The organism is Uliginosibacterium sediminicola, from assembly GCF_039631295.1.
Lineage (GTDB): Bacteria > Pseudomonadota > Gammaproteobacteria > Burkholderiales > Rhodocyclaceae > Viridibacterium > Viridibacterium sediminicola.
On sequence record NZ_JBDIVE010000009.1, the window covers coordinates 1 to 22,387 of the forward strand.

At 62.5% G+C, this 22,387-nt stretch carries 20 protein-coding genes and 1 tRNA gene; 6 read left to right on the top strand and 15 right to left on the bottom strand.

What is annotated here, in order from left to right; genetic code table 11:
* Nucleotides 1–323 precede the first annotated feature (323 nt).
* From ABDB84_RS14995 to ABDB84_RS15025, 7 genes are all read right to left on the bottom strand, one after another.
* A complete protein-coding gene (locus ABDB84_RS14995) occupies nucleotides 324–653 on the bottom strand; it encodes a type II toxin-antitoxin system HicB family antitoxin (RefSeq protein ID WP_345920561.1) in 330 nt (109 codons plus the stop codon).
* A gap of 288 nt (nucleotides 654–941) precedes the next feature.
* Nucleotides 942–1,880, bottom strand: a complete 939-nt coding sequence (locus tag ABDB84_RS15000) for a metal ABC transporter solute-binding protein, Zn/Mn family (protein ID WP_345920562.1) — start codon at nucleotides 1,878–1,880, stop codon at nucleotides 942–944.
* Between the two features lie 3 nt (nucleotides 1,881–1,883).
* Nucleotides 1,884–2,768, bottom strand: a complete 885-nt coding sequence (locus ABDB84_RS15005; protein WP_345920563.1) for a metal ABC transporter permease — start codon at nucleotides 2,766–2,768, stop codon at nucleotides 1,884–1,886.
* The gene (locus ABDB84_RS15010; protein ID WP_345920564.1) at nucleotides 2,765–3,508 is read right to left on the bottom strand and encodes a metal ABC transporter ATP-binding protein; all 744 of its coding nucleotides are present in this window, start codon (nucleotides 3,506–3,508) and stop codon (nucleotides 2,765–2,767) included. The genes ABDB84_RS15005 and ABDB84_RS15010 overlap by 4 nt, the downstream gene beginning before the upstream one ends.
* Nucleotides 3,505–3,651: a hypothetical protein gene (locus ABDB84_RS15015; RefSeq protein ID WP_345920565.1), complete on the bottom strand. Its 147-nt coding sequence runs from the start codon at nucleotides 3,649–3,651 to the stop codon at nucleotides 3,505–3,507. Before ABDB84_RS15015 ends, ABDB84_RS15010 begins: the two co-directional genes overlap by 4 nt.
* Nucleotides 3,652–4,097: 446 nt before the next feature.
* Complete coding sequence (locus ABDB84_RS15020) at nucleotides 4,098–5,306, bottom strand: pectate lyase (RefSeq protein WP_345920566.1); 1,209 nt, start codon at nucleotides 5,304–5,306, stop codon at nucleotides 4,098–4,100.
* 190 nt (nucleotides 5,307–5,496) lie between these two features.
* Nucleotides 5,497–6,828: an aminotransferase class I/II-fold pyridoxal phosphate-dependent enzyme gene (locus ABDB84_RS15025; protein WP_345920567.1), complete on the bottom strand. Its 1,332-nt coding sequence runs from the start codon at nucleotides 6,826–6,828 to the stop codon at nucleotides 5,497–5,499.
* 125 nt (nucleotides 6,829–6,953) lie between these two features.
* On the opposite strand from ABDB84_RS15025, the gene ABDB84_RS15030 reads away from it, so the two are divergent.
* From ABDB84_RS15030 to ABDB84_RS15050, 5 genes are read left to right on the top strand one after another with little or no spacing between them, the layout of a single operon-like run.
* Nucleotides 6,954–7,910 (top strand): substrate-binding domain-containing protein, encoded by a 957-nt coding sequence (locus ABDB84_RS15030; protein ID WP_345920568.1) that lies wholly within the window; start codon nucleotides 6,954–6,956, stop codon nucleotides 7,908–7,910.
* 18 nt (nucleotides 7,911–7,928) lie between these two features.
* The gene (locus tag ABDB84_RS15035; RefSeq protein ID WP_345920569.1) at nucleotides 7,929–8,735 is read left to right on the top strand and encodes a deaminated glutathione amidase; all 807 of its coding nucleotides are present in this window, start codon (nucleotides 7,929–7,931) and stop codon (nucleotides 8,733–8,735) included.
* Between the two features lie 38 nt (nucleotides 8,736–8,773).
* Nucleotides 8,774–9,676 carry an ABC transporter substrate-binding protein gene (locus ABDB84_RS15040; protein WP_345920570.1) on the top strand — a complete coding sequence of 301 codons (903 nt, stop codon included), beginning with the start codon at nucleotides 8,774–8,776 and terminating at the stop codon, nucleotides 9,674–9,676.
* A complete protein-coding gene (locus ABDB84_RS15045; RefSeq protein ID WP_345920571.1) occupies nucleotides 9,673–10,617 on the top strand; it encodes an amino acid ABC transporter permease in 945 nt (314 codons plus the stop codon). Before ABDB84_RS15040 ends, ABDB84_RS15045 begins: the two co-directional genes overlap by 4 nt.
* Nucleotides 10,614–11,402 carry an amino acid ABC transporter ATP-binding protein gene (locus ABDB84_RS15050; protein WP_345920572.1) on the top strand — a complete coding sequence of 263 codons (789 nt, stop codon included), beginning with the start codon at nucleotides 10,614–10,616 and terminating at the stop codon, nucleotides 11,400–11,402. Before ABDB84_RS15045 ends, ABDB84_RS15050 begins: the two co-directional genes overlap by 4 nt.
* Nucleotides 11,403–11,785: 383 nt before the next feature.
* On the opposite strand, the gene ABDB84_RS15055 is transcribed toward ABDB84_RS15050, so the two are convergent.
* The 7 genes from ABDB84_RS15055 to ABDB84_RS15085 all read right to left on the bottom strand — a co-directional run bounded on the left by ABDB84_RS15055 (nucleotide 11,786) and on the right by ABDB84_RS15085 (nucleotide 18,772).
* Nucleotides 11,786–12,001: a hypothetical protein gene (locus ABDB84_RS15055; protein ID WP_345920573.1), complete on the bottom strand. Its 216-nt coding sequence runs from the start codon at nucleotides 11,999–12,001 to the stop codon at nucleotides 11,786–11,788.
* A 401-nt stretch (nucleotides 12,002–12,402) separates the two neighbouring features.
* Nucleotides 12,403–12,933, bottom strand: coding sequence for a hypothetical protein (locus tag ABDB84_RS15060; RefSeq protein ID WP_345920574.1), 531 nt, complete (start codon nucleotides 12,931–12,933; stop codon nucleotides 12,403–12,405).
* Nucleotides 12,934–13,296: 363 nt separating this feature from the next.
* The gene (locus tag ABDB84_RS15065; RefSeq protein WP_345920575.1) at nucleotides 13,297–13,581 is read right to left on the bottom strand and encodes a hypothetical protein; all 285 of its coding nucleotides are present in this window, start codon (nucleotides 13,579–13,581) and stop codon (nucleotides 13,297–13,299) included.
* Nucleotides 13,582–13,964: 383 nt separating this feature from the next.
* Nucleotides 13,965–14,384: a hypothetical protein gene (locus tag ABDB84_RS15070; RefSeq protein ID WP_345920576.1), complete on the bottom strand. Its 420-nt coding sequence runs from the start codon at nucleotides 14,382–14,384 to the stop codon at nucleotides 13,965–13,967.
* A 150-nt stretch (nucleotides 14,385–14,534) separates the two neighbouring features.
* Nucleotides 14,535–14,951 (bottom strand): hypothetical protein, encoded by a 417-nt coding sequence (locus ABDB84_RS15075; RefSeq protein ID WP_345920577.1) that lies wholly within the window; start codon nucleotides 14,949–14,951, stop codon nucleotides 14,535–14,537.
* Nucleotides 14,952–15,119: 168 nt separating this feature from the next.
* A complete protein-coding gene (locus tag ABDB84_RS15080) occupies nucleotides 15,120–18,485 on the bottom strand; it encodes a transglutaminase family protein (protein ID WP_345920578.1) in 3,366 nt (1,121 codons plus the stop codon).
* Nucleotides 18,486–18,697: 212 nt separating this feature from the next.
* Nucleotides 18,698–18,772 (bottom strand) — tRNA-Arg (locus ABDB84_RS15085).
* 147 nt (nucleotides 18,773–18,919) lie between these two features.
* Here ABDB84_RS15085 and ABDB84_RS15090 point away from each other — a divergent pair.
* Nucleotides 18,920–20,872 (top strand): ATP-binding cassette domain-containing protein, encoded by a 1,953-nt coding sequence (locus ABDB84_RS15090; protein WP_345920579.1) that lies wholly within the window; start codon nucleotides 18,920–18,922, stop codon nucleotides 20,870–20,872.
* On the opposite strand, the gene lnt is transcribed toward ABDB84_RS15090, so the two are convergent.
* On the bottom strand, nucleotides 20,864–22,372 hold the full coding sequence (gene lnt, locus ABDB84_RS15095) for an apolipoprotein N-acyltransferase (RefSeq protein WP_345920580.1): 1,509 nt from the start codon (nucleotides 22,370–22,372) through the stop codon (nucleotides 20,864–20,866). The genes ABDB84_RS15090 and lnt overlap by 9 nt on opposite strands.
* Nucleotides 22,373–22,387 lie beyond the last annotated feature (15 nt).

Consider the following 22,387-nt stretch of genomic DNA (forward strand, 5'->3'; position numbering starts at 1 on the left):
ATGGCATGTCTCCGGTAGACTACGAAAAGCAGTACTTCATGAGGCTCGGGACTGTCTAGAAAACCCGGGGCGATTCAATGTCGCTTTTTGTTATCTTTCGGATAAAAGCACTGTCTTTTCCAGAGGAAGTGGTGAGAACAATATCCCCGCGTTCAAGAATTTCTATGTTAATTCTCTTCATTACGCACCTAGGTCTAACGTGAAATCGCCCTCACTCTGAAGGCGTACCTGTTTATCAATCAACTCAACATCAATCCCCAACAAGATACGCCATTCGCATCCCCGCGCAAACACGGATAAGCGTCTTTACCGAGTTCTTGAATCTAGAGCGTCGTCTCTGCCGCCTCCCGCAAAACCTCGGTCGCCCACTGGTTGAGGCTTTTGCCTGAGGCTTGGGCGGCGATGAGGGCGCGGCCGTGGAGTTCGGGGGGGATGCGCAGCAGGAGTTTGCCGGAGGCGGGTTTTTCGGGGCTGATGCCGGCGGCGGCGCATTCGGCGAGGTAGTCTTCGACGGCGTGTTCGAAGGCTGCGCGCAGTTCGCTGACGGTCTCGCCATGAAAGCTGATGATGCTGCGGATGCCGAGGATGCGGCCGACGAAGAGTGCGTCGCGTTCGTCGTATTCGATGCGTGCGGTGTAGCCCTGATGGTTCATGGTGTTCCTCATCCATTCACGCTAGCAAAAAATGATAGCGCCCGAAACCGCCAGTCGTGGCAAAGGCAAAGCCGAACAGCTGCGAATGCCGTTCGTTCAGGCGTATTGGATGTTTGTTCGCCGAGGGGGGCGCCAAGGTCGCGAAGAAAAAGCAAAGGCCCGCAAAGGAAAGGCAGTTCTTGCTTCCCTTTGCGGACCTTTTGTCTTTCTCTGCGGCCTTCGCGACGACATGTTCAGCGCTTCAAAACTGAACACGCCTTAAAGTACTGTGTGGCCGTGCAGATGCGCCTATTGCTTGAGCATGGCGCTGGCGAGGGTGCTGGCGTTGTGCTGGAACATCTTGAGGTAGGTGTTGGCTTCGTTGTTGCTCGACAGCGCGTCGGAATACAGGCGGCCGCCGACCACGCCGCCGCCTTCGCGGGCGATGCGTTCGATCATGCGCGGGTTGCTGACGTTTTCGACGAACACGGCGCGCACCTGTTTGGCTTTCATCTGGCGGATCAGCGCGGCGACGTCGGACGCGGAGGCTTCGCTTTCAGTCGAGCGGCCTTGCGGTGAGAGCAGTTCCACGCCGTAGGCGGCGCCGAAGTAGCCGAAGGCGTCGTGCGAGGTGATGATGCGGCGCTTTTCGGCCGGCACGCGGGCGAGGGTGTTGCGCACGAAGGCGTCCATTTCGCGCAGTTGTGCGCTGTAGCGGGCGGCGCGGGCGTTGATGGCCTCGGCTTGTTCGGGACGGGCGGCGACCAGGGCGGCGCGGATGTTTTCGACATAGATGATGCCGTTGGCGAGGTCTTGCCAGGCGTGCGGGTCGAGGTTGCCATGATCATGGTCGTGATCATGGCCGTGCTCGTGTTCGTCTTTCATCTGGCGCGGCTTGACGCCTTGCGAGGCGGTGATCACCTTGCCACGGTAGCCCGATGAGGTGACCAGTCGTGCCATCCAGCCTTCGAAGTTGAGGCCATTGACGAAAACCAGGTCGGCCTGGGCGACACGGCGGGCGTCGACCGGGCGCGGTTCGAAGACATGCGCGTCGCCATCGGGGCCGACCAGGGTGGACACGACGACGGCGTCGCCGCCGACTTGCTTGACCAGATCACCGAGGATGGAAAAGCTGCTCACCACCTGCAGCGGCGGCTGCGCGGCCTGCGCGGGCAGGGCGCAAGAGAGGATCAGGACGAGTGTCAGGGAGAGGGCGCCGAGCAGGCGCGCGGTGAGCGCAGTGCGCATGGTTCAGAACTCCTTGTGGACTTGCCGCAGAAAGCGCGTGCTGAGGATGCCCTCATGACGCCCCAGCAGCAGCGAGAAAATATAGAAAGCGCCGGCGACCAGCACGATGGCCGGGCCGGATGGCAGATCGGCGTAATACGAGACGAGCAGGCCCAGATAGCCGGCGACAAAGGCCAGCAGCACGGCCACGGCGGCCATGCCGCCAACCGAGCGGGCCCAGAAGCGGGCGGTGACCGCCGGCAACATCATCAGGCCGACGCCCATCAGGGTGCCCAGGGCCTGGAAGCCGCTGACCAGGGTTGCCACCAGCAGGCATAGAAAGAGGAAGTGATACAGCCCGCCGCGACCGCCGAGGGCGCGCAGGAAGCCCGGATCGCAGCATTCGACGATCAGCGGCCGGTAGATCAGCGCCAGGCTGGCCAGCACCACGCTGGTGACGCTGGCGATCAGCAGCAGGGCCGCGTCATCCACGGCGAGGATGGCGCCGAACAGTACGTGCATCAGATCCACGCTGCTGCCGTGGATCGAGATGATCATCACCCCGGAGGCGAGGGCGATCAGGTAAAAGGCGGCAAAGCTGGCGTCTTCGCGCTGCGGCGTGAGGCGCACCACGGCGCCCGAGCCCAGCGCTACCAGCATGGCGGCGGCAAAGCTGCCGGCGCTCATCGCGCCGAGCGAAAAACCGGCGAGCAGGAAGCCGATGGCCGCACCCGGCAGCAGGGCATGCGCCATCGCATCGCCGACCAGGCTCATGCGGCGCAGCACCAGCAGCACGCCCATCGGCCCGCTGCACAGCGCGAGGGCCAGGCAGGCCACCAGGGCGCGGCGCATGAAGCCGAATTCGATGAAGGGATCGACCGCCAGCGGCAGGATGGACAGCACGCTCATGCTGCCTCCCGCACGCAGAACGCGGCTTCTTCGTCCCAGGCCATCGACAGGCGGCGGGCGTGGGCCAGATGGCTTTCGTCCAGCACCTCGGCCGTCGGCCCCCAGCTGATCTGCTCGCGTGCCAGCAGCAGCGCCTCGGGGAAGTGCGCACGCACCTGGGCCATGTCGTGCAGTACGGCGATTACCGTGCGTCCCTCGCCATGCCAGCGCTGCACCAGGGCCAGCATGTCGGCCGTGGTGCGCTCGTCGACGGCATTGAAGGGCTCGTCGAGCAGAATCAGCTGGGCATCCTGCAGCAAGAGCCGCGCAAACAGCACGCGCTGGAACTGGCCGGCCGACAGTTCGCCGACCAGACGCGCGCCGAAGCCTTCCAGACCGACCGCCGCCAGCGCGTGGTCGGCTGCATCGCGCATGGCGCGGCTGACCCGGCCGAAGGGCCCGGTCTTGCGCCAGCTGCCAAGCTGCACGAGTTCATCGACGCGGATCGGGAAACTGCGGTCAATCGAGGTGCGCTGCGGCAGATAGGCCAGCGAGGGTTGCAGGTCCGGCGCCACGCTGACCCGCCCATCGCTCAGCGGCACGGCGCCGGTGATGGCATTGAGCAAGCTGCTCTTGCCGGCACCGTTGGGGCCGATCACCGCCGTCAGCGAGGCGCGCTTGAAGCTGCCGCTCAGATGGTGCAGGGCAGGGTGGCGGCGATACGCGACGGTGACGTTTTCCAGGCTGATCGCGGTATTCATGCGGACAAGGCCCAGAACACGCCGGCCCACAGCCAGGCAATGAAGAACAGGGCAAAGGCCAGGCGGGCCAATGCACTCATGCCCAGCACGCTGGGTGCCTGGCGCAGCAAGGGCGGCAGCCCTCGTAGGAACGATGATTTCATGGCGGGAAACTTGTGTGCAGGACCGGCGGCCTCTGATGGCATCAAGAACAGGCGGATGCGGTACTGCAACCGGGCAGTAATAATGCAACACGGTTGCATTTAATGCAAGGTCGGGGGTGAAAGGCGAAAGGACTTCACCGCAAAGGCGCTAAGGAAACGCGAAGGGCCGCAAAGGCAAGACAAAGGAAAGGCGAAGGGAAGGCGAAGGCGAAGGGAAGGCGAACGGAAGGCGAACGGAAGGCGAAGGGAAGGCGAACGGAAGGCGAGGGCTTTAGCGTAGTGCGGATGGTTCCCTCGCCCGCTTGCGGGAGAGGGTGGCGCGTAGCGCCGGGAGAGGGCTGAGTATTGCGGTGAAGGCCGCGCTGCAGCCTTCACCGCAAGGGGCGAGGATGGGTCCGTTGCGAACCCATCCTCGGGCGCTGGTTTCGAGCGCTAGGCGCTGGAACTCAGTAGTTCCAGCTTTCCTGCACGCGATTGACCGGTGCCGGGTCCGGGCCGTTGCCCGGGGCGATGCCGGTCTTCTTGCTGCCGCCGGTCTTGTCGACCGCGGTGATATTGCTGGCGGCGACATTGCAGGTCGTGGTGTTCCATTCGGCGCCCTTCTCGCTGGACGAGCCCGAGCCTTTTTCGACGCCGGCAAAGGTGGAGCAGACTTCAACTTCGCCGTTCCAGCGCAGCAGGTAGAGATTGCGCAGGGTTGCCTTGTCGGCCGGCGAGCCATTCGAGTAGCTGCTGTTCACGCCGACGATGGTCTGGTGGTTGTGGATGCGCGAATTTTCGATGATCACCGTGCGCGGGCCCTTGTTGCCGGTGCAGTCGCCGCAGGAGCGATAGAACTTGCCGCCCTTGTTCTTCCAGTTGTCGGCCACGAAGCGCGAGATGTGCAGGGTGCCCTGACCATTGTGCTGGAAGGTCTTGTCCACGCCGAGGAAGGCGCCACCGCAATCGACACGCATGGTGGTGCCGGAGCCGCCCTTGGCGGTGGCTGCATCCTCGCCGATGTCTTCCCACCACACGTTATAAACCGTGCAGTTGCCCACGCAGTGCACGCCGTCAGCGGCCAGATCACCGATCACCGCATTGCGCAGGGTGGCGCCTTCTTCGAGCTGGAAGACCGGCGGCTGGGTTTCGGACTGGCCCGAGTTGGAGAGCTGGAAGCGCTTGCCGCCGCCGTCATAGGTCGTGCCGGCCGGGACGACGATGGTGCTGGTGTTGGGCACCGTGTCCGAGGGTGTTGCGTAGGCCGGGCAGCCGGGCCAGGCGCTGATCGTCACATTGGCGCTTAGTCCGCTGCCGCTGGAGCTGCTTGATGAACTCGCCTTGGAACTGCTCGACGAGCTGGCTTTGGAGCTGCTGCTGCCGGCGCTGCTGGCCGCACTGGACGAAGCGCTGGTACTGGGAATCGAGCACTCATTGGTGCCGCCGGCGACCTTGCTGCCGGCGCCGAAGGTGGCTTCCGAACAGACGAAGCTGCCCGTGAGCTGCTTGTAAGTGAATTTGTCGGCACGACCGAAAGCAACGTTGGTCGTGCTGGCGACGCTACAGGTCTTGCCCTCGGTACACAGCGTGGTGTAGCCGGCAGGCCGGTTTGCTGCGCTGGCGTCGAACACGAAGCCAGCCATGAGCGCGAGAAGCGCCAGGTGCGTGGTTTTCATCTTGTCTCCTGGGTTTGTTGTACGCGTTTCTGCAGCGTGTTCCCTGACATGCTGCAGTGCCATCGGGCGTGTCGTCGGACTGATGCGGAACTGCTTATGACGATGTCCCGCAGCGACAATGCGCTTTTTGCCGCCGCTTGTCTTGCTGCGCTGCGATGTCAGAAATGACTAAGACATTCAGGAGAGGTTTCTAAATGGCATCCATGCACAAGGCAATGGCATCGGCGAGGGCGTCGATGTTGTGGATTGGCAGACTGGTACTGACGCGGATATGCGGATCGGGTGTCAGGCTGAAACGTGCGCCGTGAAACACCGCGTAGCCGTGCACGGCCAGGGTGACCAGGGCGAACTGCTCGGAGGGCACGGCGATCCAGACGCTGAGCCCGTCCTGCCCGGCGATGCGGATGCCGCGCTGCTGCAAGGCGGCGATCAGTGTCTGGCGGCGCTCGCAATAGGCTTCGCGTGCCCGCGCGATGCTCGCCAGGGTGGCGCTGTCGGCGAGCATCCAGGCGGCTGCGTCTTGCAGGATGCGGCTGGTCCAGCTGGCGCCGAAGTTGCGCCAGGCCTGGATCTGTTCGACCAGCTCCTGCGGCGCGGAGAGCACCGCCAGGCGCAGATCGGGGCCCAGCGATTTGGAATACGAGACAACATGCACGCAGCGCTGCGGGTAATGATTGCCGAGGCTGACGGCGGGCTGCAGGGAGACATCGCCAATGCCATCGTCTTCGATGATCAGGGTCTCGCTGTCCGCCAGCACCGAGGCCAGTTCGGCCATGCGTGCCGGGCTCACGCTGTGGCAGGTGACGGCGTGGGTGCGCGGCTGGTAGATGAAGGCGGCGGGCTTGTGCTTGAGCGCGTCGCGGAGCGAGGCGCTGATCGGTCCTTGCTCGTCGCAGCGCACGGGCAGTACGTGGGCGCCGAGATTGTCGAGCAGGTCGAGCAGGCGCACCGTGGTGGGGTCTTCGATGGCCACCGTCGAGCCGGGCATCAGCAGGGCTTGCAGGGTGGCCTGCAGGCCGTCGAAGCCGCCGTTGGTGGCCATGAAGGCGGCGGCCGGGTAGGGCCAGCGCGCCGCTGCCGCAGCGCGCAGCGCTGCGCTGATGGGTTCGCGCTGGTAGCTATTGAGCTGCGGTGTACGGGCGCCGTGCTGCAGGGCGAGCGTCAGATCGGGCAGCAGGGCCGGGTCGGGCGCGGCATAGGTGAGGTCGGTCACGGTCAGCTTGCCGAAGTTGCCAACGTTCTCGAAGCGCGCCGGGCGCGGCGAGGGCTTGTTGCCGCAGACCCAGACGCCGTTGCGGCCGCGTCCGTCGATGACGCGGTTGCGCTTGAGTTCGCTCCACGCCGCCGAAATGGTCGCCGGACTGACGCCCAGCGCCTGGGCGAGCTCGCGCACCGCGGGCAACTGGGTGCCGACGGCGATTGCACCAGAACGGATCAGCGCCGCCATTTCGACCGCAATCTCACGCGTGGCGCGGCTTTTCAGTGACTCAGCAAGGTGCGCGGCAGCAAGTTTTTGGTGCATGATTTATTTTTTGTTCAGTAACAAAGAATTTATTGTATCGAAAAAATCTTACATTTAGGATGGCTCTCAAGCTTGGGCTGCAGCGGCGTTGCCGTGGTGTGCTCAGCGCTCAAAAGGAGCTGTAGGTGAGTGTCAAAATTCGATTGGCGGTGCGTGACTGGGACTTCCTCACGCCGCTGGCCTTGGGTGATCTGAAGCCCGAAGGCTTCACGCTGGAGCTGGATCGCGTCAATGCGCTGGAGAATGATCTGGCGGGCAATCCGCGTTACGAAGGCGGCGAAATCTCGCTCAGCCGCTATGCCCAGGGGCGGGCGCGCGGCGACCAGAGTCTGTATGGCGTGCCGCACTTCATCATGCGTGGCTTTCGCCAGCATTGCGTGATCACCACGCGGGAGAGCCCGATCACTAGCTTCGCCCAACTGCAGGGCAAGAACATCGGCCTGACCGGCTGGCAGGATTCGGGCAATGTGTGGACGCGTGCCCTGCTGGGCCGCGAGGGTGTCGGCATCGAGCAGGCGCGCTGGTTCGTCGGTCGCCTGACGGCGGCGCATCCGATTCAGGATCGGCTGGGTGGTTTCGGCCGCCCCGGCCTCATTGACGCCGCGCCGGGCGAGGCGCCGCTGGTCGATATGCTGCATGACGGCACGCTCGATGCGGTGTTCACCCCCTTCATGCCGAGCGGTTTTTTCGAGCCGGATTCCGGCCTGCGCCCCTTGCTGCCGGACTGCCGCGCGGCCGAGGTCGCTTACTTCCACGATGTCGGCTACATGCCCGGCATCCATCTGCTGTGTCTGAAGCCAGCCGTTGTGGCCGAGCGGCCCTGGCTGCCGCAGGCGCTCAGCGAGCTGTTCGATGAATCGGCCCGCGTGTGGTTGGAAAAGCGTATCAAGTACGCCGACACCACGCCCTGGATTCTCGACGAGATCGAGCGCACGCGGCGCGAGCTGCCCGAGCACTGGAACCGCAATGGCTACGCCGCCAATGTGCGCATGCTTGATGATTTTTGCGCGGAATTGCAGGTGCAGGGCATTACCGCTGCGCGGCTCAGTCCGCGTGATCTTTTTCCGCAGTACGCAGTTTGAATTTCTGGAGTCTGATTGATGATGAAAGTCGCATTGGGGCAATTTGCGGTCAGCCGCGAATGGACCGAAAACCTGCGCACCACGCAAGATCTGATGCTTCAAGCGTCCCGTCAGGGCGCTGATTTGCTGGTGTTGCCCGAGGGTATTCTGGCGCGCGATATTGCCGACCCGGATTTGGTGCGCAAAGCAGCGCAGTCACTCGATGGCCCGTTTGTCAGCCAGGTGCTGGATAGCAGTCGCAATACGACGCTGACGACGATGATGACGATACACGTGCCATTCGGCGACGACGGCAAGGTGTGGAATGTGCTGATCGCGATTCGCGACGGTCAGATCATCGCCCAGTACCGCAAGCTGCATCTGTACGACGCGTTCAATATGCAGGAGTCCAGAAATGTGGAGCCGGGCGACGAAGTGCCGCCCCTGGTTAAAGTGGCGGGCATGAAGGTCGGGCTGATGACCTGCTATGACGTGCGCTTTCCCGAGCTGGCGCGCCGCCTGGCGCTCGACGGCGCTGATGTACTGGTGCTGCCGGCCGCCTGGGTCAAAGGGCCGCTCAAGGAGGCGCACTGGAACGTTCTGGTCACGGCGCGGGCGCTGGAGAACACTTGTTACATGGTCGCGGTGGGTGAATGCGGCGAGCGCAACATCGGTCAGAGTGTGGTCATCGATCCACTGGGCGTAGCCGTCTCCTGCGCTGGCGAGGCGCCGAGGCTGATCATCGCCGACCTCGATCCGGAACGCATCAGCTATGCGCGTAAAGTGCTGCCGGTACTGGAAAACCGGCGTTTCGATTCCCCTCAGCTCATCAAAGCTCGGGCCTGAAGGCCATTTTCTTCATTCTTTCTGAAAGGCTAAGCGCCATGAAAATCAAATCGCTTGTTCATCTCTCATTGTTGGCCGCGACTTTGCTGATGGCCGGTTTCGTGCACGCCGAGGACAAGATCAAAATCCCCACCCAGGCACTCGATGCCAAGCTGCGCGCCAAGCTGCCGGTGGATATCCTCAGCACCGGCGAGATGACCGCCGTCAATAACGGCTCCTTCCCTCCGTATGAAATCGTCACCGACAGCCAGTCGCTCTCCGGCGCCAGTGCAGACTTCATCCAGGCGCTCTCCGAGATGCTGGGCATCAAGATCAAGCACGCCTCGGTCAATGGCTTGTCGCCGCTGCTGCTGGGCATCAAGGCCGGGCGCTACCAGTTTGCGATGGGGCCGAAGGGCGATTTTGTCGACCGCGAAGCCTCAGCCGACTTCATCGATTACGTTCAGGAGTACGTGGTGTTTGCGGTGCCCAAGGGCAACCCCCTGGGCATCAACGGCCTGGAAGACACCTGTGGCAAAAAGGTCGCGGTGATGGCTGGTGGCTCGGCAGAAAAGGTGATCCGCCAGCAGGCCACCGCCTGTACGGCGGCCGGCAAACCGGCGGTCGAGGTGCAGGCCTATCAGGATCAGCCGACCTCGATCCTGGCCGTCAATTCCAAGCGTGCCGACACCTTCTTCTCCTCGCATGCCCCGCTGGTGTACTTTGTGCAGCAAGCGAATGGCGCGCTGGAGCTTGCAGGCGTCGGCAAGAAGAACGGCTTTGACGATCTGTACCAGGGCGCCGTGGTCGGCAAGGGCTCGCCCCTCGGCCCGGTGATACTCGAAGCCATGCAGAAGCTGATGGACAACGGCACCTACGCCGCGATCATGAAGAAGTGGGGCCTGAGCGCCAACATGCTTAAGGCGCCGGCGATGAATCTGGCAGGCAAGCAAGCGAAATGACGGTGATGCACTCCACGTCCGGCCACTTCGATGCCAGCGGCACCGCCCGCCAGCGCGATGTCGCCTATGCCCGCCACCGGCCGGACTATCCGGGCATTCTCCTCGGCGCCGTGGTGGTGCTGGTCGGCCTCAAGCTGGCCTGGCTGCTGGTGGCCAATCCGAATATGGAATGGTCGGTGGTGGCGCAGTATTTCAACGAGAAGACCGTGCTCAGCGGCCTGGGCATGACCCTCGGCCTCACCGTGGTGGCGATGCTGATCGGCGTGCTGCTGGGCCTGCTGCTGGCGATGACCCGCTTGTCAGCCAACCCGGTGCTGCGCGCCGCCTCGGGGCTCTACATCGGCTTCTTCCGTGGCACGCCGCTGCTGGTGCAGCTGCTGTTCTGGTACAACCTGTCCACGCTGTTCCCGCGCATCACGCTGGGCATTCCCTTCGGCCCGGACCTGCTGAGCTGGAACACCAATGACCTGATCACGCCGCTGACCGCCGCCATTGTCGGCCTGGCGCTCAACGAGGCCGCCTACATGGCCGAGATCATCCGCGCCGGCCTCATCTCGGTCGACGCGCGGCAGCTCGAAACCGCCCAGGCCTTCGGCATGACGCGGGGGCGGGCGCTGCGCCGCATCGTCATCCCGCAGGCGATGCGCGCGATCATTCCGCCCACCGGCAACCAGCTGATCAGCATGGTCAAGGCGACCTCGATCGTCAGCGTGATTGCCATGGGCGATCTGCTGCACGCCGTGCAGAACATCTACAACGCCACCTTCCAGGTGATTCCGCTGCTGCTGGTCGCGGTGATCTGGTACCTGCTGATCACCACCGTACTCAATATTGTCCAGGGCGCCATCGAGCGTCGTTACGCACGCGGTGAGTCGGGCAGCATCACGCCGCGCCGCAAACGTCGCGCCGCGACGCCCGCCGCTGCGGAGGAGCTGCCATGAGCGAAACGCATCTTGCCGCGCCGGCCAAACCCCTGGTTTGCGCCCGCAATGTCTACAAGCGCTTTGGTGACAACGAGGTGCTCAAGGGCATCAACATGGATGTCAATCCGGGCGAAGTGGTGGTGATACTCGGCCCCTCCGGCTCGGGCAAATCGACCTTCCTGCGCTGCATCAACCACCTGGAGACCATGGACCAGGGCTACATCCTGGTCGGTGAGGAGCAGATCGGCTACGCGCTGCGTGGCGAACGCCTGCATCGCCTCGGCGCCCGCGCGATTGCCCGCCAGCGTAGCCAGATCGGCATGGTGTTCCAGCAGTTCAACCTGTACCCGCACATGACCGTGCTGGAGAACATCATCGAAGCGCCGGTTGGCGTGCACGGCCGCAAGCGTGCCGAGGCCGAACAGCTCGCCTACAGCCTGCTTGAACGCGTCGGCCTGCGCGAGAAAGCCGACGCCTATCCGCGCCAGCTCTCGGGCGGGCAGCAGCAACGGGTAGCGATTGCGCGCGCACTGGCGATCCAGCCGCAGCTGATCCTCTTCGACGAACCCACCTCGGCGCTCGACCCGGAGCTGGTCGGTGAAGTGCTGGCCACCATGCGCGACCTGGCCGACCAGGGCTTGACGATGATCGTCGTGACGCACGAGATCGGCTTCGCCAAAGAAGCCGCCGACCGCGTGGTGTTCATGGACGGCGGTGTCGTCGTCGAAGAAGGCAAACCCGCCGACGTGCTGGGCAAGCCCCAACACCCACGCACCCGCGCCTTCCTCAGCCGCTTCATCTGAAACGCCCGCGCCACAAATGCCCGCATTTTTGAGCGCCGATTGATAGACGCGAAGGGCGCGGAGGAAAATCTAAGGCCCGCGAAGGAGGGCGAAGAAGGCGAAGTTGAAGGCTTCAGCGCCGCGCAGATTTCCCCTCTCCCGCCTGCAGGAGAGGGTGGCGCGCAGCGCCGGGAGAGGGCGTGGGCGCCGCGAGGATGGAGCGGGCGAATCCGGAATCCGGGGCCTCATCTACGTGAACAGCTCAGCCTTCAAGCCAGACCAAGGGCGGAACTCCACAGGAGCTTCCGCCAGCCGCCGCTAGGCGGCTTTAAATCGGGCTTCGCGAATGTAGGATTGGCGGAAGCGCTTTGCGTTCCGCCCTACGAAGATCTGAGGTACGCGGTTCAATGCACCGCGCCGAGGGAGGGCTTGAGCTTGATGAGCGCCAATGCAAGCAGCTTGTTGACGCCCTGCCAGAGCCCGAGGCTCGCAAACACAAAGACGGCCCCCGCTGAGGGATTCAGCGGCAGTCCAGCAGCCAGCCACAGGCCGAGCATGAGCACAGCCGAGACGGCAAGACTGCCAGCAGCAAACCAGGTTCGATTTTCAAGAGGCTTCATGTTCGCGTCGTTGGGGTGATGTTTATCGCATTCTGCCGCCGGCAGCCGCTGAGCACAAGTTTGCGCCTTTCCGGCACGCCTACCGCGCCGATGTCATTAGGCTTTAAACCCTGCAAGGCATTTGAAAGGCATTCACCGCAAAGGCGCGCAGGAAACGCAGGGCCGCGAAGGAAGGCGAAGTTGAAGGCTTCAGCGCAGCGCAGATTTCCCCTCTCCCGCCTGCGGGAGAGGGTGGCGCGCAGCGCCGGGAGCGGGATTGGCGGAGTGGTCGCGCGAGGATGCACATGAATACATGTAGCCCGGATGCAGGCGAAGCCGGAATCCGGGGGCTTGTCCTTGGCGCATTCCCCGGATTCCGCTGCGCTGCATCCGGGCTACTTGCTTACAGCCTATTTTGTGCGTCATTGGTTTTCGTAGCAGCGTGTAGACGAACAAGTTACTCTGCATGGGCCGTAGCCTTTGCAAACTTCAGAGGGTGCCGCAAAACGAGCGATCAAGATTGCTTGGCAATTGCCGTACTCTCTTGGGGGCATGAAGAAGCTACTTGCAGTGCTCCAGGCGGCGCGTTTTTTGATCAGGAAAGGCTCTAGGCGTAAAGCCAAATTATGATGCTGCTCGATGGCTAGCCGCAGACGGTCAACAGTGGTTTCATTCGATGTCGGTGCATTTTGTACCGGACTTTGAATTATTGAATTTACGGGTATCTGTATCTCAATCGAAACATTTGCTGCCGACTCTGCAAGATCGAGCGTGTTTTGCAGTGCTTTCTCGCTCTCAGCAGAAAGAGTGGTTTTGTTTTGATCAAAATATAGGCACGCTTGTGATTGAACGTTTTGTGCTGGCATAGGTGAGAGCGCGTGCGCATTCGCAGCCAAAATAAATAGACACAGAACGATTTGATAGGAACAAAACTTCGCAAATTTGTTTTGCATGGAACGCCTAGCCTAAAATAACAGTCAATTTGAATGCTGTGTTGGTTTATCAACCCATCCGCCAAGACCATAACCCGGAGCGCATGCCTTATGCTTAGGTCGGAAAAGCGAAGCGCCTTCCGACGTTCGGGACTCGCTCGCGAGTGATGCCGCTGAATGAACTGCACAAACGTCGGAAGGCGCCTGCGGCTTTTCCGACCTACCGCCATGCATTTAATTATTCCGCCTTACGGCCTTTGCTCAATTTGTAGGGTGTGAAAGCCGAAGGCTTGCGCACCATCTGTCCGTGCAAATAGCGCTTTGCATCAGTCATGCCCTTGACCGCGTGCGCAAGGAAAAGAACTTGCGCACCCTACAAGGCTGCTATTGATTCTTGAGAAGATAATGCAGAAGTGGCTCTTTTGTACGATTTTCAAATAGATCAAAGTTGTCTTGAATTGCATTCGCTCCATCAGTGGTATCGATGGCCATCTTTATTTCGCTTGCTAGGACAACTGCTTTGCCTCCGCCATCGAGAACTTTTTGTGCAATTGTTCGACCGATGGTTCCGCACTGAACAATCATTGGACTATCTCTACTAGAGAGTTTGACAAGATTAGCCTTGTCACGAGCCACGACGAGTATTTTTGCTTTTTCTATGTTTTTCATCCTTTATCTTTCTTGGTCGGTTTTGGTCAGGGCTTGTCCGTTGGAGATAACTGTCGGTCGATGCAAGGCATTATGATGGCTAACGGTTTACATTTTCCTAAAGTTTGATTTGAGGGGCCGCCGCAAGGCCGTAACCAGGAGTGCATCCTTATGCGTAGGCCGGAAAAGCGAAGCGCCTTCCGACGTTTGGGGCCAAATTGCACAAACGTCGGAAGGCGCCTACGGCTTTTCCGACCTACCGCCATGCATTGAATTATTCCGACTTACGGCCTTGGTTACTCACCCGGAAACCCTAACGTTTGACGTGAGGGATGGCATGAATGCCAAGGGTGTGTATGTCATTTGCAAGTGCTGCTTGCAAATCGTCCCTCTCGACGGAATTGTTAGGTTGCATCACGATTCGTTTCAATGGCAGCAAGAGACTGCGCATTTTCTAAAGTGCTTTCAATCTCTGGCTGAGAAAGACCTTCGCAATGCACAACCACTCCATCTTTTGTGGTGATGATTACCTTTCGACTGCGGCGATTTTTTAGAAATGCACAAATTACCGTGGCGAGACCCGCAGCCCAAGGAGCAGAACTTTGAAGAATTTCGACTACAAAACCACCGGCCATAACCACATTGGCCTTCAACATCAATTCTTCATGAGCAACGCCGTGCTCATTAAGCAAAGCAATGAATGGATCGCGGCTATCTTTGAAAACATGAACATGGAGAACTGCCGTGGGCGGAACGTTTGTATCCATTAAATGCAACTCCCTTTTAAATCGCTTCGCAATAGCGCTGAAGCTGCTTGATGCCACGCTGGTTTTGCTGGCTTTCGGTGACGTGAAAATTGTGATTGCTGGCGCAACACTAAAATCTAACGTTTGACGTGAGGGGCAGCCGTAGCGGCAAAGCCGCAAAGGGAACCCACAGGCGCAGCTTGTGGGCGGCCCCTCTCGACGGAAGGGTTAGGCTGTTTCACGGATAACTCTCTCGGTTGGTTTTTCATGAATTTCTGAGAATAGCTTCAGCGCTTGTTTTGCTGATATTGCATCAATCTCAATCTTGATTTTGATCAGTTCATAAGCCCTGGCCATTTCATCGTAAACTTGCTGACGCTGCTGAAATTTAAATTGAGCTGACAGCCCAGGAATTGTTGACCCGAGAGTAGAAAGTGCAGCAATGGTAAAAATCACCCATTTTTCCAACTGATTGCTCAACTGTACTTGGTATATCGACAAAACTACTACGGCTAGTGTGCAAACCCATTGAAGCCAGATTGTCGTGTGGTGGTAAAACCTGTTTAGCTTCTCCCAGCGCCACTGCCATTGAATTTCTCTTTCGAGAACGGCAATAACTTTCTCTTTTTCTTGATCTTCTGTCATGAGGGAGCCTTGTTTGCTGCCTAACGTGAATTAGCCTTCAACCCGAAGGCGTATCGGTTTATCGATAAATCCTACGGAACTTCCAAACACAATACCCCATCCGCATGCCCGCCACAAACAACAATGCCCGCAAATGCGGGCATTGTTGTTTGATCCAAACCAAGCTTTTTATCGACGCAAATCCAGGGTGAAGGGGAAGTTGGGGTTGGGGGCTTCCTTCTTCACTTCGATCTTGCCCGGGGTGTGGCCCATGTGGGCGTAGCGCGCCAGGCGGCGGCCTTCGGCTTCGTAGGCGTTGATCGGGTAGGTTTCGTGGTTGCGGCCGCCGGGGTGGGCGACGTAGTAGGTCGCGCCGCCCATGGACTTGTTCATCCAGGTGTCGACGAGGTCGAAGACCAGCGGGTTGTGCGAGGGAATCGTCGGGTGCAGGGCACTCGGCGGGGCCCAGGCCTTGTAACGCACGCCAGCGACGAATTCGCCGATGTTGCCGGTGGGCGCGAGCGGAATGGCGCGGCCGTTGCAGGCGAGCACGTAACGGTCCGAGGCCAGGCCTTGCACATGCACCTGCATGCGTTCGACCGAGGAGTCGACGTAGCGCACGGTGCCGCCGGGCGCGCCTTCTTCACCCATGACGTGCCAGGGTTCGAGGGCGAAGCGCAACTCGAAGTTGGCGCCGCGCGAGGCGAATTCGCCGATCTTGGGGAAGCGGAACTCCATGTGCGGCGCGAACCAGTCGGTCTGCAGCGGATAGCCGAAGTCGTTCATCTCGGTCATCACGTCGTTCAGATCCTGCTGCACGAAGTAGGGCAGCATGAAGCGGTCATGCAGCTCGGTGCTCCAGCGGGTGAGCTTTTCCGGCGCGTAGGGCTGTTGCCAGAAGCGGGCGATCAGTGCGCGCAGCAGCAGTTGCTGGGTGAGGCTCATCTGCGCGTGCGGCGGCATTTCGAAGGCGCGCAGTTCGAGCAGGCCGAGGCGGCCGGTGGGGCCGTCGGGCGAGTAGAGCTTGTCGATGCAGAACTCGCTGCGGTGGGTGTTGCCGGAGGAGTCGATGAGCAGATTGCGCAGGATGCGGTCGATCAGCCAGGGTGGCGTGTAACCGCCCGGCTCGGGGATCTGCTTCATCGCGATCTCCATCTCATAGACGGAGTCGTTGCGCGCTTCGTCGATGCGCGGTGCCTGCGAGGTCGGGCCGATGAACATGCCCGAGAACAGGTAGGACAAGGACGGATGGTTGTGCCAGTAGGCGATCAGGCTCTTGAGCAGGTCGGGCCGGCGCAGGAAGGGCGAGTCGTTGGGCGTCTCGCCGCCGAGCACGAAGTGGTTGCCGCCGCCGGTGCCGGTGTGGCGGCCATCGAGCATGAATTTCTCGGTGGTCAGGCGCGACTGGTGCGCTTGCTCGTAGAGGTGGGTGGTGCGCTCGACCATGTCCTCCCAGCTCTCGGAAGGATGGATGTTCACTTCGAGCACGCCGGGGTCGGGCGTGATGCGGAAGCTTTGCAGACGCGGGTCGCGCGGCGGCTCGTAGCCTTCCATGATCACCGGGGTGTCGAGCTTGGCGGCGACGGCTTCGATGGCGGTGACGATTTCGAGGTAGTCCTCCAGCGCCGAGACCGGCGGCATGAAGATATACAGGCGGCCATTGCGCGGCTCGGCGCACATCGCGGTGCGGGTGATCCAGCCGGCGGACTGGCCGGCGGCCGGCGGCATGCGCTGGCGGTCGAGCAGTTCCTTGATGTGGGCCGGAATCTCGGCCTTCTGCGGCTTGTCGAGGCCGGCCAGCAGGGCATTGCGCTCGTCTTCGCTGACGCCGGGGGTCTGGAACAGGCGACGGATCGCGTCATAGGCCGGCAGCGGCGGGAAGGGCACGCTCTGGTCGATGTCGTACTGCCAGGGGTAGTCGCCCTTGCTGACATAGGGTTGCGAGTCCAGCGGCAGGCGGTAGCCAATCGGCGAATCGCCGGGCACCAGGTAGCAGCGCTCGGTACGCAGGAACCACGGCCCGCTCTGCCAGCGGCTGGGGCCGCTGTACTGACGCGAGATCGGCAGCACGCAGCCGACCACCTTGTCGAGGCCCTGGTGGAAGACCTTGCGCAGGCGCTCGCGCTCCATTTCGTCGTCGAGCTTGGCGTCGAACGGGTCGACGTTGATCGGCAGCTTGCGTTCGCGCCACAGGTAGTACCAGACGTCTTCGTAAGCCGGGAAGACGTACTTGGGATCGAGGCCCAGCGCTTCGGCGAGGCCGGCGAGGAAGGCGGCGGCGGTCTCTTCGTTGGCGCCGTAATCCTTGTGTTCGTCAGCGTAGAGATCGAGGTTGTCCCAGATCGGCTGGCCGTCCTTGCGCCAGAAGCAGGACAGCGACCAGCGCGGCAGCTGCTCGCCGGGATACCACTTGCCCTGGCCGAAGTGCAGCAGGCCCTTGGGCGCGTACTTTTCCTTCATGCGGTAGAGCAGGTCGGCGCCAAGCAGGCGCTTCTTCGGCCCCATCGCCTCGGTGTTCCACTCGGCGCCGTCGCGGTCGTCAAGCGAGACGAAGGTCGGCTCGCCGCCCATGGTCAGGCGCACGTCGTGTTTGCTGAGGTCGCCATCGATCAGGTGGCCCAGCGCTTCGATGCTGGTCCATTGCGCTTCGGTGTAGGGCTTGGTGACGCGCGGGGCTTCCCACACGCGCTCGACCTTCATGATGTGTTCGAACTCGCATTCGGCTTCGTCGGCATAGCCGAACACCGGCGCGGCGGACGAGGGCTCGGGCGTGCAGGCCAGCGGAATATGGCCTTCGCCGGCGAAGAGGCCCGAGGTCGGGTCCAGCCCGATCCAGCCGGCGCCGGGCAGATAGACCTCGCACCAGGCGTGCAGATCGGTGAAGTCGGCTTCGGGGCCGCTGGGGCCGTCGAGCGATTTCACATCAGCGGTGAGCTGGATCAGGTAGCCGGAGACGAAGCGCGCCGCCAGGCCCAGGTGGCGCAGTACCTGCACCAGCAGCCAGCCGGAGTCACGGCAAGAGCCGAGCGCCTTGTCCAGCGTCTCTTCCGGCGTCTGCACGCCGGGTTCGAGGCGGATCGTGTAATTGACCGCTTGCTGCACCTTCTGGTTGATACGCACCAGGAAGTCGGCGCTGCTGACCGGATCGAGATTGATCGAGTTGAGGAATTCGGTGAATTTCGGCGTCGCCGGCAGCTTGATCAGGTAGGGCGCCAGCTCGCGGGCGAGGTCGGGCTCGTAGTTGAAGGGGAACTTCTCGGCGTAGGGCTCGAGGAAGAAGTCGAAGGGATTGATCACCGACAGCTCGGCCACCAGGTCGATCTCGACCTTGAACTCGCGCGTCTTCTCGGGGAACACGAGGCGCGCCAGATAGTTGCTCTGCGGGTCTTGCTGCCAGTTGATGAAGTGCTCGCCCGGGGTGATGCGCTGCGAGTAGGCGAGGATCGGCGTGCGGCAATGCGGTGCCGGGCGCAGGCGGACGATCTGCGGACTCAGGCCGACCAGGCGGTCGTAGCGGTAGTGCGTGATATGGGTGAGTTTGACGTGAATGGACACGGTGCCTGCCTGTCTGTGGAAGGTTGAGGGGCAATGCTTCGGTCAAGACCTAAGCAAGTAGTGTGCAGCACCCTTATAGCGCATCTGTGTGTCAAATACTTGCGTCTGCGGCACCGAGTGCTGGCGCGCTCAGGCGGGCTGCCTGCTGGCATGCACCATGATGGTGGTCGGTGAGGGGGATATCCAGACAGAATGGGTGCAGGGCTGGGTGGTGGTCCCTCCGACAGGAATCGAACCTGTATTTGCCGCTTAGGAGGCGGCCGTTCTATCCATTGAACTACGGCGGGCGATGGCTGCGGATTGTAGCGGTTCGCCGCCGCCTTGCGTTGACTGCGATGCATGGCCAGCGCATGGGCGCGGTGTGGAAAGGGATGAGACCTGGCCGGGCGAGGCGGGTAGAATCGCGCTCTCGTTTCCATTTGCCGTGATCTGCCATGCCCCTCCTGAGTCTCGATAAGGCCTGCCTCGCCTTTGGTGATGTTGCGCTGCTCGACCATGCCGAACTTGTGCTGGAGCCCGGCGAAAAGGTGTCCCTGATCGGCCGCAACGGCGCGGGCAAATCCAGCCTGCTGCGCGTGCTGGCCGGCGGCGGCACGCTCGACGATGGCCAGGTCTGGCGTCAGCCGGGTTTGCGCATTGCCTATGTCGCGCAGGAGCCGGACTTCGATCTGGGCCGCGATGTGTTCGCCACCGTCGCCGACGGCATTGGTGACGCCGCCCGCCTGATCGCCGAATACCACCGCTGCACCCTGGCCCTGACGCAAGGCGAGGAAGGCGCGCTGGATCGTCTCGCCGAATTGCAGCATCAGCTCGAAGCGGGCGATGGCTGGACCCTGCACCACAAGGTCGAACAAGTCATCGACCGCCTCAAGCTCGACGGCGCCGCGCTGGTGTCCAGCCTCTCCGGCGGCGGCATCAAGCGCGTGGCGCTGGCACGCGCGCTGGCCTCCGACCCGGACCTGCTGCTGCTCGACGAGCCGACCAACCACCTCGACATCACCGCCATCGGCTGGCTCGAAGAGCTGATCAAGGCCTTCCGCGGCGGCGTGATGGTGATCACCCACGACCGGACCTTCATGGATGCGGTGTCCACGCGCATCGTCGAACTCGACCGTGGCCGCCTGTCGAGCTTCCCCGGCAGCTTTTCGGCCTATCTGCAGCGCAAGGCCGAGATGCTGGAGATGGAAGCCAAGAGCAATGCCGAATTCGACAAGGTGCTGGCGCAGGAGGAAGTATGGATTCGCAAGGGCGTCGAAGCGCGGCGCACCCGCAACGAGGGCCGCGTGCGCCGGCTCGAAGCGCTGCGGCGCGAACGCAGCGAGCGGCGCGACCGCATGGGCGACGTCAATTTCAAGCTCGAAAGCGGCGACCGCAGCGGCCAGCTGATTGCCGAGCTGGAAGGCGTCGGCAAGTATTTCGATACGCCGGACGGCGGCCAGCGCTGGGTGATCCGCGAATTCTCGGCGCGCCTCTTGCGCGGTGACCGCATCGGCCTGATCGGCCCCAATGGCGCCGGCAAGACCACCTTGCTCAAGCTGATTCTTGGCGAGCTGGAAGCCGATGTCGGCAGCATCAAGTGCGGCACCAAGCAGCAGATTGCTTACTTCGACCAGTTCCGCACCGCGCTGGACCCGGAACTGCCGCTCACCGAGGTGATCAGCCCGGGCTCGGATTTCGTCGAGATCGGCGGCACCAAGAAGCACGTCATCGGCTATCTGGAAGACTTCCTGTTCGCGCCGCAACGTGCGCGCTCGCCGGTCAAGTCGCTGTCCGGTGGCGAGCGCAATCGCTTGCTGCTGGCGCGCCTGTTTGCGCGGCCGGCGAATATCCTGGTGCTCGACGAGCCGACCAATGACCTCGATATCGAGACCCTGGAACTGCTCGAACAGCTGCTGCAGGAATTCAAGGGCACGCTGTTCGTGGTCAGCCATGACCGCGCCTTCCTCGACAATGTGGTGACGCAGACCATCGTCGCCGAGGGCGAGGGCATCTGGCGCGAATATGCCGGCGGCTATCAGGACTGGCTGCGCGTGTCGCGTGCGCAGATGGCCGACAGCGCCGCCAAGGCCCGCGCCGCTGCGTCGCAGCCGGCTGCGGCAGCGGCCAAGGAGACGGCGAAGGAGGCGGTGAAGGACGTGGCCAAGCCGGCCGCCAAGGCCGGCGTCAAGCTGAGCTTCAATGAAAAGCGCGAGCTCGAAGCGCTGCCGGGCAAGATCAAGGCGCTGGAGAGCGAGCAAAGCAGCCTGCAGCAGCAGCTGGCCAATCCCGATATCTACCGCGAGCGCGCCGCTGAAATCCCGGTGATGAACAAGCGCCTGGAAGACATCGACGAAGAACTGCTGACCCTGCTGGAGCGCTGGGAAGCGCTGGAAGCGCGCTCAGCCTGAGCGCGCCTTGCGCCGCCGCCACAGCGCCAGCGCGGCAATCGCCAGCAAGGCCGCCAGCACCGGCTTGTTGCCCCAGCGCGCATAGGGCGTCAGGCCGCCATAGCCGCGCACATCGGCTTCGATGGCGCCGGCCGTGAAGCCGGGCAGCAGATGCGGCACCGAGCCGTCGGGCATGACGATGGCGGTGGCGCCGGTATTGGTACTGCGCAGCATCGGCCGGCCCGCCTCCATGGCGCGGAAGCGCGCGATCTGCAGGTGTTGCGGCTGGGCGTGGAAGTCGCCATACCAGGCCAGATTGCTCATGTTGAGCATCAGCGTGGCTTCCGGCAGGGCGTAGATCAGCTCCTCGCCGAACACGTCTTCGTAGCAGATATTGACCGCCACCTTCTGCGTGCCGATGCGCATCGTCGGCTGCTCTTCCGCGCCGCGTGTCTGGTCGGCCATCGGGATATTGATCAGGGTCAGCAGCCAGTGCATCGAGGGCGGGGCGTATTCGCCGAAGGGCAGCAGGTGCTGCTTGCTGTACACCTGGCGCGGCTGGGTGCCGTGCGAGATGGCGCTGTTGAACAGATGGCCCTGGGCGTCGCGCGTGAAGGTGCCGGTGATGACATCGCCACCGCGCGCCTTGGCCGCGCTGGCGAGGGCGTCGAGGTAGCCCTCGGGCAGCTGTTCTTCGAGCAGCGGCAGAGTGGTTTCGGGCAGGGCGACCAGTTGCGCCGGATGCGCCTGGGTCAGCTCCAGATTGCGCATCAGCCATTCGCCGAGGCGTTCGCGCTCCCATTTGAGGTTTTGCGGGATATTCGGCTGGATCAGCGCGACGCGGATCGGCTCGCCGACCGGCGTGGTCCATGCCACCAGGCGCAGCGCCGCGCCGCCGGCGAGAATGGCCAGCGCGGCGAGGCCCGCGCGCAGACGGCGTTGTGGGTCGCGAACGGCCAGCACCAGCAGGGCGCTGACGAGGATCAGCAGCAAGCCCACGCCATAGCTGCCGAACAGCGGCGCGTAGCCGGCCAGCGGGCTGGGTGGTGTCTGCGTGTAGCCGACGGCCAGCCAGGGCACGCCGGTGAATACCCAGCCGCGCAGCAGCTCGCCCGCCGTCCAGCAGGCGGCGCCGAGCAGGGCGTCGAGCCATACACAGCCGCTGCGCAGGCGTGCGAACAGCCAGCCGGCAAACGCGCCCCACAAGGCGAGGTAAGCGAAGAAGATCGACAGGAAGAAGATCGCCAGCGGCGTGGCCATGCCGCCAAAGGTGTGGAAGGCGACGAACAGCCAGCCGCCACCGGTCCAGAACTGGCCGAAGCCCCAGGCCAGGCCGAGGCCGGCGGCGCGGCGCGGGCTGGCCGGCTGCCACAGGCACCACAGCACGGCCCAGCTGGCCGCCATCAGCGGAAAGAGATTGAAGGGCGCGTAAGCGAAGACCGTCAGCGCGCCGGCCACGAAGGCGATCAGGCTCTGGCGGACGAGGCTTTGCTCGGTGAGGCGGAAGTGCGGCAAATGCATGGCGAGGTGCAGCGG

Coding starts and splice junctions, on each gene's coding strand:
- ABDB84_RS15075 (WP_345920577.1), bottom strand. CDS start 14,951: ATGACAGAAGATCAAGAAAAAGAGAAAGTTATTGCCGTTCTCGAAAGA.
- ABDB84_RS15060 (WP_345920574.1), bottom strand. CDS start 12,933: ATGCAAAACAAATTTGCGAAGTTTTGTTCCTATCAAATCGTTCTGTGT.
- ABDB84_RS15050 (WP_345920572.1), top strand. CDS start 10,614: ATGAGCGAAACGCATCTTGCCGCGCCGGCCAAACCCCTGGTTTGCGCC.
- lnt (WP_345920580.1), bottom strand. CDS start 22,372: ATGCATTTGCCGCACTTCCGCCTCACCGAGCAAAGCCTCGTCCGCCAG.
- ABDB84_RS15010 (WP_345920564.1), bottom strand. CDS start 3,508: ATGAATACCGCGATCAGCCTGGAAAACGTCACCGTCGCGTATCGCCGC.
- ABDB84_RS15040 (WP_345920570.1), top strand. CDS start 8,774: ATGAAAATCAAATCGCTTGTTCATCTCTCATTGTTGGCCGCGACTTTG.
- ABDB84_RS15020 (WP_345920566.1), bottom strand. CDS start 5,306: ATGAAAACCACGCACCTGGCGCTTCTCGCGCTCATGGCTGGCTTCGTG.
- ABDB84_RS15055 (WP_345920573.1), bottom strand. CDS start 12,001: ATGAAGCCTCTTGAAAATCGAACCTGGTTTGCTGCTGGCAGTCTTGCC.
- ABDB84_RS15035 (WP_345920569.1), top strand. CDS start 7,929: ATGATGAAAGTCGCATTGGGGCAATTTGCGGTCAGCCGCGAATGGACC.
- ABDB84_RS15015 (WP_345920565.1), bottom strand. CDS start 3,651: ATGAAATCATCGTTCCTACGAGGGCTGCCGCCCTTGCTGCGCCAGGCA.
- ABDB84_RS15025 (WP_345920567.1), bottom strand. CDS start 6,828: ATGCACCAAAAACTTGCTGCCGCGCACCTTGCTGAGTCACTGAAAAGC.
- ABDB84_RS15065 (WP_345920575.1), bottom strand. CDS start 13,581: ATGAAAAACATAGAAAAAGCAAAAATACTCGTCGTGGCTCGTGACAAG.
- ABDB84_RS14995 (WP_345920561.1), bottom strand. CDS start 653: ATGAACCATCAGGGCTACACCGCACGCATCGAATACGACGAACGCGAC.
- ABDB84_RS15045 (WP_345920571.1), top strand. CDS start 9,673: ATGACGGTGATGCACTCCACGTCCGGCCACTTCGATGCCAGCGGCACC.
- ABDB84_RS15005 (WP_345920563.1), bottom strand. CDS start 2,768: ATGAGCGTGCTGTCCATCCTGCCGCTGGCGGTCGATCCCTTCATCGAA.
- ABDB84_RS15000 (WP_345920562.1), bottom strand. CDS start 1,880: ATGCGCACTGCGCTCACCGCGCGCCTGCTCGGCGCCCTCTCCCTGACA.
- ABDB84_RS15090 (WP_345920579.1), top strand. CDS start 18,920: ATGCCCCTCCTGAGTCTCGATAAGGCCTGCCTCGCCTTTGGTGATGTT.